Genomic DNA, 17,460 nt, shown 5'->3' with positions numbered 1-17,460 from the left:
AACGGATCAGCCTCTGACTTGACCGTTCCCGTAAATCCGGTATTTCGTCGATGTCAGCGCAGGCAGGCCCATAGGGCCGCGGGCATGCAGCTTCTGCGTGCTGATGCCGATCTCCGCGCCGAAACCGAATTCGAACCCGTCGGTAAAGCGCGTCGACACGTTATGGTATACGGCGGCGGCGTCTACCTCCTGAAGGAACCGTTCCGCATGGGCGATTGTTTCCGTCACAATACATTCCGAGTGCTTGGTTCCATAACGGCGGATATGCGCAAGCGCTTCGTCCAGACTGTCGACGATACGCACGTTCATTATATAGTCGTTATATTCGGTGGCGAAATCATCGTCGGTCGCGGTCTTGACGCCGTCAAGCAGCGACTGCGTATCCGGGCAGCCCCTTACTTCAACGTTCGCTTGAAGCATGGGCGCGAGCAGCTCGGCCAAAGAGGTCTCCGCTACCTTGCGATGAACGAGCAGCGTCTCCATGGAGTTGCATACGGACGGGCGCTGCACCTTCGCGTTGAAAGCGATGGACGCCGCCATCTCGAGCTGAGCGCTTTCGTCGACGAAAACATGGCAGATGCCCGCGCCCGTCTCGATAACCGGGACCGTTGCATTCTCGACGACGTTGCGAATCAGCGCCGCGCCGCCCCGCGGAATGACGACGTCAAGCAGACCGTTCAGCTTCAGCATCTCGTTAACGGAAGCGCGGTCGCTGTCCTCGATCAGCTGCAGCGCGTCGCCCGGCAGGGCAGTGGAGCCCAGCGCGTCCTTCAGAATTTCGACGATCTTCCGGTTGGAGGAGAGAGCGGCCGAGCCGCCGCGCAGCACGACGCAATTGCCTGTCTTCAGACAGAGGCCGGCTGCGTCCACGGTCACGTTCGGACGGGCTTCGTAGATCATGCCGATCACGCCGAGCGGCACGCGGATCTTCTCGACCTTCATGCCGTTCGGCCGCTCGAACCGTTCAAGCAGCTCGCCGACAGGATCGGGGAGCTCGACGATTTGCCGCAGGCCTTCCGCGATGCCGGCGATGCGATCGCCGTTCAGCGCGAGACGGTCGAGGAGGGAAGGGCTCGTACCGTTCTCGCGCCCCCGCCGAAGATCCTCTTCGTTCGCCGCAATAAGTTCATCTTGTCTTGCGATTAGAGCATCGGCCATCGCCGAAAGCGCGGCGTTCTTCTGCTCCGTCGTCATCCGGTTCATCGCCGCGGCCGCTTCCTGCGCCCATGTCGCTTTCTGTCTCACTTCACTTATCATGCCAGTTCGCCTCCCGATTCATCAGTTCGATCTCGATTGTTTGCTTGCTATTTCAACGTAACCCACTCATCTCGGTGTATCACTTCGATGCGGGGAACCTCCAGCCGCCGCGCGACTTCCTCCGTGCCTAGACCGGCAGCGGCCAGCAGCTGCCAGGACGCGTAGTTCACGACGCCTCTGCCGAGCACCTCGTTCTGCCGGTTAATTACCTCGACGATGTCTCCCGGATGGAAGTCGCCTTCGGTTGCCGTTACGCCGGCGGGCAGCAGGCTCTTGCCGCCGACCAGCAGCGCGGTGACCGCGCCGTCGTCGACCGTGATCCGGCCCTGCGGCATCGCGTGGAAGCCGAGCCATTGCTTCTTCATCGATAAGCTGTGGAGCTTCGTGTCGAAGTAAGTGCCTCTGCCGCTGCCATTCACGGCCAGATTCAAATCGCCTTCCTGCTGCACTTTGCCGATAAACGCTTGAACGCCGCCGCGCATCGCGATCCGCGCCGCCTCGATCTTCGAGCGCATGCCGCCCGTTCCGACGGAGGAGCCGGCGCCGCCCGCCAATTTCAGAATATCCTCCGAAATCTGCTCGACGCGGTCGATCTTGACGGCTTGCGGGTTTTTGCGCGGATCCTCGGTGTATAAGCCGTCCATATCGGTAATGATGACGAGCTTGGCGGCTTTGGTCATGGCGGCCACAAGGGCGGACAAATTGTCGTTGTCGCCGAACTTCAGCACGAGCTCATCCGTCGCGACGGTATCGTTCTCGTTAATGATAGGAATGATGCGCTGATTCAGAAGCTCCTCGATCGTCATCAGCGCGTTCTGAATGCGGCGGCGGTTCGAGAAATCCGCGCGCGTCAGCAAAATCTGCGCGGCGACGATGCCGTATTCGGACAGCTCTTCTTGATAGGCCTGCATGAGCAGCGCCTGGCCGACGGCCGCGGCCGCCTGCTTCTCGTGCACGGCCTTCGGCCGCGACGCGTAACCGATGCGGCGGAAGCCGGCTGCAACCGCGCCGGACGTCACGAGCATGACCGCATCGCCGCGGCTATGCCTGGACGCCAGCTCCGATGCAAAGAAACGGATGCTGTCCCGGTTAAGCCCGCCTTCTTCGGAAGTCAGCGAGCTGCTTCCGATTTTCACTACGATTCTCTCCGACATGTACGATCCCCATCCCATCCAGCTTTCGTGACAATGAAAAAAAGACCTTCATCCTATAAAGGACGAAAGTCTATGCTTCCGCGGTACCACCTTCGTTGACGGTCCTGCTGCGCGCACGACCATCCATCTTCATGCCTCGTAACAGGAGGCGCTGTCCGGCTTGTCGCCGGCCGTTCGGAGGTAGGTTCGGCAGGGGCCAACGGTAAATTCTCTCAGCCGGTGGAATTTACTCTCTGAACAAGGCCTGATCCGCTTACTGGTCCCGTCATCACGTTTCTTATTTCAGCTAAAATAAGGATAACACGATACCGGTGCCCTGTAAAGAAAGGCGAATCACCAATCTACTCCCGGGAGCCGCCGAACAAGCCGAGCTTGCCGATTCTTTCGACGGCTTCGGTCAACCTCGCTTCGTCGGACAGGAGGCCAAGCCGCACGTAGCCTTCGCCGTGCGTTCCGAAGCCCACGCCAGGCGCAACGACGACGTCCGCCTCGAGCAGCAGCTTGTCAGCGAATTGCTCCGACGTATAGCCGTCCGGCACGGGCAGCCAGCAGAAGAAGGAGCCCCCGGGGCGTTCGGCCTTCCAGCCGATGCGGTCCAGAGCCTCGAATAGCGCGTTCCTTCTCCGCTCGTATCGCGCCGCGAGCTCCGCGACGCAGTCCTGCGGTCCTGTCAGAGCGAGCGCGGCGGCTTCCTGGATGCCGCCGAATAAGCTGCAATAATAATGATCCTGAATGAGATTGATCATGGCGACGACTTCGGCGTTGCCGAGGGCGAAGCCGACACGCCAGCCCGCCATGTTGTATGTCTTGGACAGCGTATAGAATTCGACGCCGACTTCCTTCGCGCCAGGGGTCTGAAGGAAGCTGACCGGCTTCACGCCGTCGTACCCGATAGCCCCGTAGGCGAAGTCGCTGGCGACGACGACGTCATGCGCTCTAGCAAACTGGACGACATCCTCGTAGAACTCCGCGCCCGCGACGGCTCCCGTCGGATTGTTCGGGTAATTCATGAACATCAGCTTCGCACGATTTGCCAGCTCGGGGTCGATCGCCGACAGATCGGGCAGATAGCTGTTCTTCTCCAGCAGCGGCATAAACGACATTTCTCCTCCGGCAAGCGCGACACCCGACCAATAATCCGGATAACCGGGGTCCGGAACCAAACAAATGTCGCCCGGGTTCAGCAGGCACTGGCTGATCTCGACCAGTCCCGTCTTGCCTCCGAACAAGATCGCGACCTCCGTCGCCGGATCCAGCTCGACGCCGTAGTCTTCCTTATAGCGTTTCGCTACCGCTTCCTTCAAGAAGGCGTAACCGCTGAACGGAGGATATTTGTGATACAGCGGGTTGGCTGCAGCCTCCTGCAGCTTCTCGACAATATGGGGAGGCGTCGGCTGATCCGGATTGCCCTGGCCCAAGTTAATGACGTCCCGCCCTTTGGCGATCTGAGCGTTCGCCTTCGCCACCAGCTTCGCGAAAAACTGCGTAGGCAGTCCTTCCATTCGGTCAGCGGGCTTGATCCGCCTCATCTGTTCCTGCGTTTCCATTCCATCACACTTTCATTCGCGATTTTGTCAATCGTTGCCGAGTAGACATTAGCAATAATGTAGCATGAATGTATGGAGAATTGAAGCCTAGGCGCTTCGGGCGTTTAGGATTCGAGCGGAGGAAGCCCTACTTTTTTGATAAACGGTTTAATGTCGGCGTCGAACAAGAACAGATACGGCTTGCGCTGATCGTCGAACGTCAGCAGCATGGGCGGCTGCTCCTTGCAATAGAACAGGAAGAGATCGGACGCCGCTAAGGAAATGCCGCCGGTCTGGATCGTAACGGGTTTGGCGAGCGGGACGCGGTAGACGTAGGTGCAGGATTGATCGGCCGTCAGCTGAGGCGCAAGGCCCGTGATCGAGCCCGTCCATTTCTTCGCCATCTTCTGGAATTTCTTGTCGTTCGGAATCGTCTTGACGACCTTGCCGGCCGCGACGTCGAATACTTGAACGGGTCTGAGCGTCTCCTCCTGGCTGCTTGCGGCGGAATCCTCTCTCTGTGCCTCGGCGAAAGCCGGCGCGCCGCTTAATGCAGCCAACAGCAAAGCGAGGGAGAGCATCGGCAGCAGCCGTCCCAATCGAACCTTCATCATATAGAAAAACTCCTTTGACTGTAGTTTCGAAGAACGAGCTTCCTTGTTACAATGCCCATCTTGACACGGAACCATGAGAAGGTATCATTAGGGAAAACCAACAATGCTGGGAGGCAACACCCATTATGACGAAAAAGCTGCGGCTGGCGCTGCTCCAAATGCCGATCGACGCGGGCCGTCCGGAATCGAATAAAAAGAAGCTGGAAGCGCTTCTGGAAGAGGCGGTTTCCGCCGGGGAGAAGCCGGACGCGATTCTGTTTCCCGAGATGTGGAACACCGGGTACGCGCTGACGGAAATCGATAAGCTCGCGGATCGCAACGGAGAGGAAACGCTGGCGTACTTGTCGGCATTCGCCCAAACACACGGGGTTTATCTTATCGGAGGCTCGATTGCGGAGGGCAGGGAAGACGGCGTTTATAACACGATGTTCGCCATGGACCGCGAAGGCCGCGCGATTGGGCAATATTCGAAGATTCACCTGTTCCGCTTGATGGACGAGGAAAAATATTTGAAGGCGGGCAGCGAGCCCGGAGAGCTTGTTATCGAAGGCGAGCGGGCGGGCATGATGATCTGCTACGATATCCGGTTCCCGGAGCTGGCGAGAACGCTCGCGCTCGGCGGGGCGAAGCTGCTGTTCGTGCCCGCGGAATGGCCGAACCCCCGCCTGCATCATTGGCGGACGCTGCTCACCGCGCGCGCGATCGAAAACCAGATGTACGTCGTAGCCTGCAACCGGATGGGGATCAGCGGGGAAACGAGCTTCTTCGGCCATTCCATGGTGATAGATCCTTGGGGCGAAATTATCGCCGAAGCGGGAGAGGAAGAGACGATTCTTCGCTGCGAGATCGATCTGGCGCTCGTGGACGAGGTCCGCTCGCGCATCCCGGTGTTCGAGGACCGTCGTCCTTCCTTATACCGCCTTGATTAGAGTTTAGCCATTCTGATGATACGCGCTGATCGTCTCCTTCAGCGTAACGATGAAGGCTTGAGCCGCCTTGGACAAGTAACGTCCTTTGCGGCTGGCGACGACAAGCGTGCGGGTCGGCTTCGAGCTCAGCCTTAAATATACGGGCGCGAACTCGGAGCCTTTCGGCCTGGTCAGCATTTGCGGCACGAAAGCGATGCCCATGCCGCCGGCGACGAGAGACTGCACGGTTTCAATGTTGGAGCTCTCGAAGACGATCTGCGGCGAGAAGCCGGCCTGCTCGCAGAGTTCGACCGTAATTTGTCGGAAGCCTTGTCCGCGCTTGAGCTTGATGAACGGCTCCGCCTTCAGCTCCTCGATTCGCACGGCGTCCTGCCGGGAAGCCAGCGGATGCTGGGGAGGGACGGCGAGGCAAATCTGTTCTTCCATATAAGGCTCGCAGGATAAGGTTCCGTCGATAAGCGGCAAGGTCAGGAGACTAAGGTCCGTGCCGCCGCTCGCGGTCAGCTGCTCCAGCTTGGCGGTCGACTCTTCCACGAGCACCACTTCGATCTGCGGATATTGGGCTCCGAACGCCGGGAGCACGAGCGGAAGAATGTGCGACCCCGTAATGGGCAGCGTGCCGACGACGAGACGGCCTCTGCGCATCTGGGCCATGTCGTCCATTTCCTGCTTCAGCTGCTCCACGGCGTCCAGAATGGACTGCGATTTGTCGACGAACACTTGGCCGGCCTGCGTAAGCTCGACGGAATTCGTCGTTCGGCGGAACAGCAGGACGCCAAGCTCCTGCTCCAGCTTGGACAGCTGCTGGCTGAGCGACGGCTGCGCGATGTGCAGCTTGTCCGCGGCTCTGGAGAAGTTTTTTTCGGCGGCGATTTGAATGACGTAGTGAAGCTGACGGAGTTCCATGACGGCGGTTGCCCCTTTCCCAGAAAACAATGTATATACAAAAAGCCAAGCGAACGCTATAGTTTATAACTATAGTCCTTATAGATATTATATCTTAGATCAATCAAGAAAGACATGGTATGATGATAGCAATCAAGAAGAGAAGCATTAGCGTTAACGAAAAGCGAATCATTGCGAAAGCAATCTATGAACTTATGAGGTGATCATAATGGCGAAGAAAACAATGTTTGAGAAGATTTGGGACAATCACGTCATTTATCAAGAGGAAGGGAAGCCGAGCGTCATCTACATCGACCTGCAGCTCGTTCACGAAGTAACGTCGCCGCAAGCGTTCGAAGGCCTTCGCATGTCGGGCCGCAAGGTGCGCCGTCCCGACCTGACGTTCGCAACGATGGACCACAACGTTCCGACGAAGGACCGCTTCAATATTACGGACCCGATCTCCAAGCAGCAGATCGACACGCTGACGAAGAACTGTCAGGACTTCGGCGTGAAACTGTTCGACCTGGACAACATCGACCAAGGCGTCGTTCACGTTATGGGACCTGAAATCGGCCTCACTCACCCGGGCAAAACAATCGTCTGCGGCGACAGCCACACTTCGACTCACGGCGCGTTCGGCGCTCTGGCGTTCGGTATCGGCACAAGCGAAGTCGAGCACGTTCTGGCGACGCAATGTCTGCAGCAATCCAAAGCGAAGACGATGGAAGTCCGCTTCAACGGCAAACGCAAACCGGGCGTAACCGCGAAGGACATGATTCTCGGCGTCATTGCCAAATACGGCACTGATTTCGCGACGGGCTACGTTATCGAATACACGGGCGACGCAATCAAGAGCTTGACGATGGAAGAGCGTATGACGGTCTGCAACATGTCGATCGAGGCAGGCGCGCGCGCAGGACTGATCGCTCCGGACGAGACGACGTTCAACTATCTGCGCGGACGCGAATACTCGCCGAAAAACTTCGACGAAGCGGTAGCGGAATGGTCGAAGCTGACGACGGACGAAGGGGCGGCATACGATACGGTCGTAGAATTCGACGTTGACGCCTTGATCCCGCAAGTCACTTGGGGAACAAGCCCTGGCATGGGAACGGACATTACGTCCCGCGTGCCTAACCCTGCCGACCTCCCGACGGAGAACGAGCGCAAAGCAGCCGAGAAAGCGCTGGAGTACATGGATCTGAAGCCGGGCACGCCAATGACGGAAATCGAGATCGACTACGTGTTCATCGGCTCCTGCACGAACGGCCGGATCGAAGACCTGCGCGCCGCGGCGGAGATCGCCAGAGGCTACAAGGTCAGCGACCGCGTAACCGCGATCGTCGTTCCGGGCTCCGGACGCGTGAAGCTGCAGGCGGAGAAGGAAGGCCTAGACAAGATCTTTATCGAAGCGGGCTTCGAATGGCGCGACGCGGGCTGCTCGATGTGTCTCGCGATGAACCCGGACGTGCTGAAGCCGGGACAACGCTGCGCATCGACATCGAACCGCAACTTCGAAGGCCGTCAAGGCCGCGGCGGCAGAACGCATCTCGTCTCGCCGGCAATGGCGGTGGCCGCGGCGGTGAACGGGCGCTTCACGGACGTGCGCGATTGGGAAATCAAGACTGAAGTGCTGAACTAGAAAGGGGAACGGACGAATATGGAACCATTTAAACAACTGACAGGAATCGTAGCCCCGGTCGACCGGGTTAACGTGGATACGGATGCCATCATCCCTAAACAATTTCTGAAGCGCATCGAGCGCAGCGGATTCGGGCAATTTCTATTCTTCGAATGGCGCTTTCACGAGAACGGCGAAGTGAACGCCGAATTCGAGCCGAACAAGCCGCGTTATCAAGGCGCGTCGGTTCTCATCTCCAGAGCGAACTTCGGCTGCGGCTCGTCCCGCGAGCACGCCCCTTGGGCGATTCTGGACTACGGCTACCAAGTGATTATCGCACCTTCGTATGCCGATATTTTCTACAACAACTGCTTCAAGAACGGCATTCTGCCGATCAAGCTGAGCGAAGAGCAAGTCGAGGAGCTGTTCCAGCGCACGGCGAAGCATGAAGGCTATAAGCTGAGCGTAGACCTCGAGAACAAGCTGCTGACGGACGAATACGGCCTGAGCATCGCGTTCGACCTCGACGAGCACCGCCGTCAATTCCTGCTTCAAGGACTGGACGACATCGGTTTAACGCTGCAGCATGAGGACAAAATCGCCGCGTACGAGCAGAAGCACGCCGCTCGTTTGGGCTAAATCGACTACCCGCAAAGAAGGACATCCGCCCATTAGGACGGCTGTCCTTTTTTTCTTCAGGGCGCAACTTTTATTGACAAGAAGCGTCTATATGTTTGTCCTATTTGTCGAATGAACACATTCGATGCGGGCAATTCAGTCATCGAGGTGGGAAATGAAGAAGTTTGTATCCATTATGGTAATGATGTCGTTGTTGTTCACCATGTTCGCGGCAGTCGGACATGCTGCCGAACCTCCGCCTTCGCCCAAGCTGTTCCTGAACGAGAAGCCGATCGTTACGGATGTCGCTCCGAAAATTGAAAACGGTTCAACGTATGTACCGTTAGCCGTTCTATCCGACGGCCTCGGTTACGTCGTGGAATGGGAACAGGCGAAGCAGAAAGTAACCGTCAAAAACGAAAGCAAGTTGATTGAACTGGTTATCGGTGAAAAGCAAATCAAGGTTAATGACGTCATAATGGAGACAACAGTAGCGCCGAAGCTGGTCAATTGGAGAACGATGGTGCCCGTACGGTTGGTGGGTGAGCTGCTGGGACTTACATTCGAGTGGAAGGATACCGAACGCGAAGTCCACATGTTCAGCGAATCGTACGTGCCCGGGACGGAACAGCCGCAGGAGCCGGGGACGTCCGAGCCGGATGGTTCGGAGCAAGCCGGGCAGATCGGATACATAACCGGAATTGCGATGGACGGACAATCGGTGCTGACCGTGACGCATCAAGGCGTGCAGAAGCCGGGCAAGCCGCTGCTGCTCGACAATCCGAAACGGTTGGTATTCGACTTCCAGAATACGACGTTCAATCCGGCCACCAAAGGCGAGACGGTCGTGTCCGTAGCGGATAACGCGCTGCTGACCGGCTACAAGTACGCGCAGTTCCAGACGAACCCGTTCGTCGCCAGATTGGTCATTCTGGTGGGCGATGAGACGGGATATGTGCTGACGGAGACGGAGAACGCGTTCCATTTTGCGTTGATGCCCAAAAGCGAAGTGCCGGCAGAGCCCGCGACTCCCGCCGATCCGAATCAGCCAGATCCGGAAGATGAAGTGTACGACATTGTCATCGATGCCGGACACGGCGCCAAAGATCCAGGCGCTTACAGCAAGTCCATCAACCGATGGGAGAAGGAATTTAATCTTCTCGCGGCGCTGGCGCTGAAGGCGGAGCTGGAGAAGGACAAGAGGTTCCGCGTGCACATGACCAGAGTCGACGATACGTTCCTAGAGCTGACCGATCGGATCAAATTCGCGGAAGATCGCAAAGCCGATCTTTTTATCTCCTTACACGCCAACAGCTTCGATAAAACAAGCGTTAACGGTTCCGAGACGTATTATTACCGCGATAACAGCAAGCCGCTTGCCGACCACCTGCACAAATACGTGCTCAAAGGACTTGGCTTAAACGACCGCGGCGTCAAGAAAGCGGCTTACAAGGTCATTAAGGAAACGACGATGCCCGCCGTTCTGATCGAAGCGGGATACTTGAGCAACTCGACCGACGCCAAGACGATATTTAACGCAAACGTTCAGAAAAATTTCGCCGTCCAATTGACGGAAGGGATTAAATCTTATTTCAAATTGAAGTAGAAAGCAGGTGACGTGCCCATGGGAATGACCAGATCAAGCCTCTTACTTGCTTCAATGTTATTGGCCGCGGCGCTTGCCGGCTGCGGGAATCAAGAGAAAACGAACTCTAATGGCTCAGAAGCAGTCACTGCATCTTCGCCTTCGCCGACTGCGGGTCAAGTCAGCGGCGCGGGAGGAGATTCGACTAATGCGACGCCTTCGCCATCGGCTCAAGAAGAAGAGAAAGCCGATACCATAGAGATCAGCGTATTCGGTTCAGACGCGGACCTGCAGGAAATGACGGAGCGTAAAGCGAGCGTGCCGAATGGCTCCGAGGCGGAGCAGCTGAAGGCTGCGCTTTCCGAATTAATGAAGGAATCGGACGACATGGTCTCGATGTGGAAGGACATCAGGCTCTTATCGATGAAGTTCGAGGACGGGATCGTTACGATCGATATCCGAATCCCGGACGAAAGCCGTGTAGGCGCACCCGCGGAGACGCTCATGATCGAGACGATGAAAAGCACGCTGTTCCAGTTTTCGTTCGTTAACGGCTTCGATATTCTAGTGGACGGCGAAGCGGCCGAAAGCATGATGGGACATGTCGAGCTCGAGCATCCTTACGTCAAATAATGCCATTATCTATTATTCCTATCGCATAGAGGAGATTCGACAATGCCACTTAAATTATGTTGGAAGCAAATCATGACGGGATCGATCGCGATCACGTTAGCCGCGGGCAGCGGCGCGGCCGTCTTGTCTTCGCCCGTGCAAATCAACGCCGAGCAGCTGCAATCGACGTCTCCTTTCACGGACGTGACTCCCGGCCATTGGGCGGAGAAGCATATCGCGAAATTATATTTGCAGCATATTATTAACGGTTACGAGAATACGGCGAGCGGAACGGTAACCTTCAAGCCGGAGAACAGCGTTTCCCAGCAGGAGGCCGTATTGATGGCGCTTCGTTTCGCCGGCTTGGACAGGCAGGCGGATTCCGACGCGATCATCGTATTCGATTCGTCGTTTCAAGTGGCCGATTGGGCCAAGCCTTACGTAGCGCTCGCGTTTACGGAAGGCTTGCTGGAGCGCGAGGAAGAATACGCTCTCGCTGCCGCCGATCAGAGCGTTCAATGGGGAGAGAAGCCGGCAAGCCGCGAATGGGTGACGAAGCTGATCGTAAGAGCGATCGGCCAGCAGGCGGTGGCGGGCCAGCTTCAAGATACGGAATCGTCGTTCGAGGATGCCGCCGATATCGACTCGCGATACAGAGGCTACGTCAACGCGGCCGTCCAGCTGAAGCTGGTGAAGGGCATTACCGAAACGACGTTCGGCGCGGACAAGCCCGTTACGCGCGCTAGTCTTGCGACGCTGCTCAGCAGAGCCCAGGCTTCCTTCCCAGTTGACTATGAAGGTCAATCGGCCGGCGTTGTATCGGAGCTGACGGAGACGTCGCTGACGCTTTATCATGAAGGCGAAGAAACGACGTATGCTCTGGACGAGAGCACGCTCTATTTCCACTACAATTCCGAGAAGCCGATTACGAAGGATCAATTGCTGGAATACGGCGACGTCTCCGTCATAGCGGAAGACGGCAAAGCGCTTTACGTCGAAGCGCAAGGGGACATTCAGCACACGAAGACGATTACCGGTACATACGCTCGTTATAACAGCAGCGAGAGCACGATTTATATTTGGGTCGAAGACAAGCCGGTCGCGATTCCGTACGAGCCGGGTCTGGTCATCGAAGATTCCGAAGGCAGCCCGCTCTCCATTCTGGATTTGAAGCCGAACTCGAATCTGACTATCGTGCAGGACTCGTTCCGCGACAAACCGATCGCGCTTAGCATCATTGCCGAAACGGCAGCGGCCGCTACACAAATTTCCGGAAGCTTCCAATCGGGCGACAAGAACATCGTGACGATCCGAACCGCGGACGGCAGCTTGGTCTCGAAGGACGTGGCGCCGGGGGCGACGGTAGAAATCAAAGGGTTGGACAACCCGGGCTTCGGGGATCTGATCAAAAACGAAGACGCGGTGGAGCTTTCGTTGAACGCGGACGATCAGGTGACGAAGGTGAAAGTTACGAACCGCGAAATCGAAGTGATGGTCGGGGCGCGCATTACGCAATACGACGCCAAATACAAGTTCATGACCGTTGTGGACCTGAACGGTGAACCGATCTCGCTGAAGCTAACGGATAAATCCGAATTCGACGTATCCGGCGCGGCGATCGATCTGAATACGGCGGTATCGCTGATCAGCCAAAACTTCTACACGACGGTTCGTTATACGGATAACCAGATCGTGTCCGTACACTTCAGCAATTCGATATCGGGCAGCGTTACGGCCATCGATACGAAGCTGAAGACGATATCGGTATTGGCGGACGGCGTGAATCTCACGCTTCCGTATACCGCCACAACGATCGACATGGCCGGCAGGCCGCTTGCCAACCATCTGGATATCGATCTTGGAGACGTCGTGACGCTCCAATTGAATCCGGCGAAATTCGAAGCTTCGGCGATACGCATGCATGTAGCAACCAAATACACGGTATCGTCCGTCGACGCGGCAACCATGAAGATGAAGGTGAAAACGTCCACGAATATTTCGCAGGAGATTTCTCTTACGGGAGCGGAAATCATTTTGGCGGACGGTAACAAAGGTACTCTTTCGGCGTTAAAGGCCGGCGCTTCGATCGAGGTTTCTTACGTTGGCAGCACGGCCGTAAAAGTTCAAATCCTATAAGCGTTTCATACGCTAATTTCAAGAGGTTTGTCTTAAAGCAGGAACGTTTTGTGAAAAACTGCCCGTTCGGGCAGTTTTTTTCATGAAAAGAGGTGATTTGTTATTGCGCCGCGTGACAAATTTCGCTACACTTTGAACGATAGTGATTAAACTGGAGGCTATCTTTAGGATGAATGCGAAGCAGAAAATGCGTCATATATTGGATATCGTAGCGGAGATGTTCCCGGACGCGCATTGCGAGCTGAATCATGACAATCCGTTCGAGCTTACGATCGCCGTCCTGTTATCGGCGCAGTGCACCGACGAGACGGTGAATAAGGTGACGGCGGACCTCTTCAAGAAGTACAAGACGCCGCATGATTATTTGGGCGTGCCGCTCGAAGAGCTCGAGCAAGACATTCGGCGCATCGGCTTGTTCAGAAGCAAAGCATCCAATATTCAGAAGCTGTGCCGCATTCTGATCGATAAATACGAAGGCGAGGTTCCGGAGTCCCACGAGGGATTGACCGAGCTCCCGGGCGTTGGACGGAAGACGGCGAATGTCGTAATGTCCAATGCGTTCGGCGTGCCGGCGATCGCGGTAGACACTCACGTCGATCGAGTCTCCAAACGACTTGGCGTGGCTAAAGCCGACGACAGCGTATTGGCGGTAGAACAGAAGCTGATGAAGCTTGTGCCGAAGGAAGAGTGGACGATCACGCATCACCGCCTCATATTTTTCGGCAGATACCACTGCAAAGCTCAAAGTCCACAGTGCTCCATATGCCCTCTTCTTGATATATGCAAGGAAGGCAAGCTGCGTATGAAGCCGGGAGTAAAAACCAAAAATAGAACTAGAAAACCAAAAATAGCGAACGAAGGATGATGAACATGAAATGCATTTCCGTTTATACGAACAATTTTGAACTGTTTTCGGATATTTACGAGCAAGTACTAGAATCGCCGCCGAAAGAGAATGAAGATATCGTCATTGAAGGCGTTACGGTGAGCGGCTCGGGCGACGTGCCGGACCAATACATCGACCGTATGCGCGTCAAGCCGGAAGTGGTCGTGATGAAGGAGAAAGAGCGTAACATCATGATCCTGCAGCATGGCAACGTCTTCGAAATCTGCTTGCCTTCCGACGAAGAAGTAGAAGCCGTCTAGGAGCAGAGAACGATGACAGTGATCATGGAACAAAGCATCGAGCAGGCGCTGAAGCAGGCGGCGGGCGCGATGACCCAAGCGGGAGATCATACTCGCGCGGCGCAAGCCGGCGAGCTGGGCGGTAAGCTGACCGAAGGTCGGCTTACCGTCGCTTTATGCGGACATTTCTCCGCCGGCAAATCGACGCTCGTTAATCAGCTGTGCGGAGCGAAGCTGCTTCCTTCGAGCCCTATCCCGACAAGCGCTAACGTTGTGTCCATACGAGGCGGCGCTAGAGCGTATGCGGAAGTCGAGAAGGTGACGGAGAACGGGTTCAAGGTTCAGGCTGAAGTGCCGATAGACGGCTTGGCCCAATATTGTACCGACGGGGAGCATTATACGTCCGTGTCGATCGTTTACCCGAGCGAGCTGCTCGGCAACGATATCGTGCTGCTCGACACGCCGGGCATCGACTCGACGGACGACGCGCACCGGATGGCCACGGAATCGGCTCTTCATCTGGCCGATGTCGTCTTCTACGTCATGGACTACAATCATGTCCAATCGGAAATTAATTTCGCGTTTGCGAAGGAATTGAAGGATTGGGGCAAGCCCTTATATTTTATCGTTAATCAAATTGATAAGCATCGAGAACGCGAGCTTCGTTTCGCGGATTATCGCAGAAGCGTGGAGGAAGCGTTTCAAGCTTGGCATCTCGAGCCGGCTGGAATCGTTTATTTGTCGTTGCGCGAGCCGAACCACCCGCATCATGAATGGGAGAAGCTTATTCATCTTATTAAGAAGCTGGCGGGCAAGCGTCTCGACCTCTGCGCATACAGCGTGGACGCATCGCTGCGTCATTTGGTCGAAAGCCATTTGAAGTGGCGTGATGACTTGCTGGAGCCGGAGCGGGAGCGTCTGCTCGAAGAAGCGGGCGGAGAGGAAGCAGCCGCCTCGCTTGCCAAGACGATTCAAGAGCTGAAGCAGCAATTGGAGCGGCTCGCGGCGAAGCGTGAGCAATATCGCGGGGAGCTTCGGAAGGAGCTGCAGTCTATCCTGGACAACGCGAACGTGACGCCGGCAGGCCTTCGCGATCTCGCGCAGTCCTTTCTGGAGAGCCGCAAGCCCGGCTTCAAGGCAGGCTTGTTCGGATCGAAGACGGCCGCCGAACAGGTAAGACGGCTGGATGCGTTCCGCACCGAGTTTAATAGTCTGGTAGGAGCGGGAATAGACTGGCACGTGAAGCAGCTGCTAAGGAACGCGTCCGAGCAGATCCGTTACGATGCGGAGAGCCTCGAGCGACTGCTGGCGGAGCATCTCTCCTGGACGCCGGGCGACGAATGGCTAATTGGCCGGGTGAAGCAAGGAGCTGTATTCGGCAACGAATATACGATGACGTACAGCCGGGAGCTGGCGGCGGACGCGAAGAGCGAGTACCGGCAGCGCGCGCTGGAAGTGATCGACGAATTGGCGGCTTTTGCCGCCGCGGCAGGCGAAGCGGAATCCATCCAGCTAAAGGCTAGGCTGGCAGAGCTGATGGAGCAATCCGGTTCACTGGCGGAGCTTGAGAAGCTGAACGGAAAGCAGCAGCGCCATTCGGAAGAGCTGAGGGCCATTCTGCCTATGCGGTTGCCGCAGCCGGAGCTGCCCGCGCCGGAAGTCAAAGCTTCCTTGCGTGAACAGATATCCGCTCAGCCGCAAGCTAAGGGCTCGGCGGAGGAGAACATCCAAGCCGTTTCGTCCGAACGTCAAGAGCGGACGGCTTCAGTAGGGGATTCCACTGCAGGCGCCAGAAGCGCGCTTGCCGGAGGGAACGGGGCTGCGGCGTTGTCCCTGCAGCGCGATGCGGCTTCCAGGCTGCTCCAAGCGGCAGAACTCATCGCATCGCAGTCTTCGCTGCGCGCGGCGGCGCAATCCATGCGCGAGAAAGCGGCGAGACTATCGGACAGCCAGTTTACGGTCGCCTTGTTCGGCGCGTTCAGCGCGGGCAAGTCATCGCTCGCGAACGCGCTGATCGGAGATGCCGTTCTGCCGGTATCGCCGAATCCGACCACCGCTGCTATTAACCGCCTGCTCCCTCCGAAGGGGGAGTACGGCCATGCCGAGGCGCGCGTCATGATGAAGAGCAGGGATGCGATTCTGTCGGATTTGAGATATTCGCTGGCCTTGCTTGGCGAGAATGCAACCGAATCGCACCTGCCGGATGCCGGTTCGATCATGCGGGCGATCGACAAGCTGTCTCCGCAATCGATCGGAGCGGGAGGCAGGCCGCATTATAGCTTCCTTCGTGCCGCGCGCGCCGGCTGGGACCGTCACGAGCCGCTGCTCGGCAAGGAGCTGAAGGCGGACCGGGCAGAGTACGCGGCATACGTAGCGGAGGAATCGCGTTCCTGCTTCGTAAGCGAAATCGATTTCCATTACGACTGCGCGCTTACCGCGGAAGGAATCGTGCTCGTCGATACGCCGGGAGCGGACTCCGTCAACGCCAGACATACCGGGGTTGCGTTCAATTACATTAAGAACGCGGACGCGGTCCTGTTCGTGACCTACTACAATCATGCCTTCTCGCAGGCGGACCGGCAGTTCCTCGATCAGCTCGGAAGGGTGAAGGACCAATTCGAGCTCGACAAGATGTTTTTCATCGTCAATGCGGCGGATCTTGCGGCGGACGAGGAGGAGCTCCGCGGCGTGCTGTCCCATGTGGAGAGCAATCTCAAGCAGCACGCCATCCGATCGCCAAGGCTGTATCCGGTATCGAGCATTCAAGCGCTTGACGGCAAGATGGACGGCAATGGGGTGCTGCTGGCGGCGTCTCGCATGGAGGCGTTCGAAACCGCGTTCCTATCGTTCATTCAGCATGATCTGGGACGTCTTGCCGCGGATTCGGCGAGCCAGGATCTGAACCGGGTGATCGGCACGGTCGCGAATTGGCTGAAGGGCGCCCAGGGCGATGCCGCGGCGCGGCAATCGGAGCTCGAGAAGCTGAAGGTTTCCGTGCAGTCGGCTGGGAATGAGACGGACGCGCTAGCCCGCGTCGCGCTTCCGGAAGGGGTTAAACAAGAGATTCGGGAGCTGTTGTATTACGTCGTCCAGAGGGTCATGCTTCGCTTCGGAGATTTCTACCACTTGGCGTTTAACCCGTCAACCTTGCAGGACGACGGTAGAGATTTGAAGAGGATCATCTGGACCGCCTGGCTTGAGCTTCAGCGGCTGCTGCAGCGCGAGCTGTCGCAGGAGCTGCTGGCTACGACGCTGCGGGTGGAGAAAGCTTCGTACGGCGCCCTCAGAAAACAATACGACGCTGTTGGCGCAGCAGCGGCTCAAGCGGTAGACGGCTATTCCGCGCTTCCATATGAGGCGGGAGCGATTGAGGCCCCGGATGCTTCGAGGGATTG

13 protein-coding genes and 1 pseudogene are annotated in these 17,460 nt (G+C 57.0%); 9 read left to right on the top strand and 5 right to left on the bottom strand.

What is annotated here, in order from left to right:
• Positions 1-6: 6 nt before the first annotated feature.
• From NQZ67_RS03610 to NQZ67_RS03595, 4 genes are all read right to left on the bottom strand, one after another.
• Positions 7-1,257: a glutamate-5-semialdehyde dehydrogenase gene (locus NQZ67_RS03610; protein WP_257442867.1), complete on the bottom strand. Its 1,251-nt coding sequence runs from the start codon at positions 1,255-1,257 to the stop codon at positions 7-9.
• A gap of 47 nt (positions 1,258-1,304) precedes the next feature.
• On the bottom strand, positions 1,305-2,411 hold the full coding sequence (proB, locus tag NQZ67_RS03605; protein ID WP_257442865.1) for a glutamate 5-kinase: 1,107 nt from the start codon (positions 2,409-2,411) through the stop codon (positions 1,305-1,307).
• 341 nt (positions 2,412-2,752) lie between these two features.
• Positions 2,753-3,958, bottom strand: coding sequence for a pyridoxal phosphate-dependent aminotransferase (locus NQZ67_RS03600; RefSeq protein WP_257442863.1), 1,206 nt, complete (start codon positions 3,956-3,958; stop codon positions 2,753-2,755).
• A 104-nt stretch (positions 3,959-4,062) separates the two neighbouring features.
• Entirely contained in the window at positions 4,063-4,551 is a 489-nt protein-coding gene (locus NQZ67_RS03595) for a hypothetical protein (RefSeq protein WP_257442861.1), read from the bottom strand.
• A gap of 125 nt (positions 4,552-4,676) precedes the next feature.
• On the opposite strand from NQZ67_RS03595, the gene NQZ67_RS03590 reads away from it, so the two are divergent.
• Positions 4,677-5,480 (top strand): carbon-nitrogen family hydrolase, encoded by an 804-nt coding sequence (locus tag NQZ67_RS03590; RefSeq protein ID WP_257442859.1) that lies wholly within the window; start codon positions 4,677-4,679, stop codon positions 5,478-5,480.
• 3 nt (positions 5,481-5,483) lie between these two features.
• Here the strand turns inward: NQZ67_RS03590 and NQZ67_RS03585 are convergent, their stop codons facing one another.
• Positions 5,484-6,386 carry a LysR family transcriptional regulator gene (locus tag NQZ67_RS03585; RefSeq protein ID WP_257442857.1) on the bottom strand — a complete coding sequence of 301 codons (903 nt, stop codon included), beginning with the start codon at positions 6,384-6,386 and terminating at the stop codon, positions 5,484-5,486.
• A gap of 208 nt (positions 6,387-6,594) precedes the next feature.
• On the opposite strand from NQZ67_RS03585, the gene leuC reads away from it, so the two are divergent.
• The 8 genes and pseudogenes from leuC to NQZ67_RS03545 all read left to right on the top strand — a co-directional run.
• Entirely contained in the window at positions 6,595-8,010 is a 1,416-nt protein-coding gene (gene leuC, locus NQZ67_RS03580; RefSeq protein ID WP_257442855.1) for a 3-isopropylmalate dehydratase large subunit, read from the top strand.
• A gap of 18 nt (positions 8,011-8,028) precedes the next feature.
• Positions 8,029-8,628 (top strand): 3-isopropylmalate dehydratase small subunit, encoded by a 600-nt coding sequence (gene leuD / locus NQZ67_RS03575; protein ID WP_257442852.1) that lies wholly within the window; start codon positions 8,029-8,031, stop codon positions 8,626-8,628.
• A 154-nt stretch (positions 8,629-8,782) separates the two neighbouring features.
• The gene (locus tag NQZ67_RS03570) at positions 8,783-10,213 is read left to right on the top strand and encodes an N-acetylmuramoyl-L-alanine amidase (protein WP_257442850.1); all 1,431 of its coding nucleotides are present in this window, start codon (positions 8,783-8,785) and stop codon (positions 10,211-10,213) included.
• Positions 10,214-10,231: 18 nt separating this feature from the next.
• The gene (locus NQZ67_RS03565; RefSeq protein ID WP_257442848.1) at positions 10,232-10,825 is read left to right on the top strand and encodes a GerMN domain-containing protein; all 594 of its coding nucleotides are present in this window, start codon (positions 10,232-10,234) and stop codon (positions 10,823-10,825) included.
• A 42-nt stretch (positions 10,826-10,867) separates the two neighbouring features.
• Positions 10,868-12,940 carry an S-layer homology domain-containing protein gene (locus tag NQZ67_RS03560; RefSeq protein ID WP_257442846.1) on the top strand — a complete coding sequence of 691 codons (2,073 nt, stop codon included), beginning with the start codon at positions 10,868-10,870 and terminating at the stop codon, positions 12,938-12,940.
• A 169-nt stretch (positions 12,941-13,109) separates the two neighbouring features.
• Positions 13,110-13,805 carry an endonuclease III gene (nth, locus tag NQZ67_RS03555; RefSeq protein ID WP_257442844.1) on the top strand — a complete coding sequence of 232 codons (696 nt, stop codon included), beginning with the start codon at positions 13,110-13,112 and terminating at the stop codon, positions 13,803-13,805.
• A 5-nt stretch (positions 13,806-13,810) separates the two neighbouring features.
• A complete protein-coding gene (locus tag NQZ67_RS03550; protein ID WP_257442842.1) occupies positions 13,811-14,086 on the top strand; it encodes an NAD/NADP transhydrogenase alpha subunit in 276 nt (91 codons plus the stop codon).
• A gap of 12 nt (positions 14,087-14,098) precedes the next feature.
• Positions 14,099-16,705, top strand: a pseudogene (locus NQZ67_RS03545) (dynamin family protein); the annotation flags it as partial.
• Between the last annotated feature and the right edge of the window lie 755 nt (positions 16,706-17,460).

It is taken from the genome of Paenibacillus soyae (assembly GCF_024623455.1).
Classification (GTDB): Bacteria; Bacillota; Bacilli; order Paenibacillales; family Paenibacillaceae; genus Pristimantibacillus; species Pristimantibacillus soyae.
The sequence above is the reverse complement of the archived record's forward strand: the minus strand, read 5'-3'. Positions and strand labels throughout refer to the sequence as shown.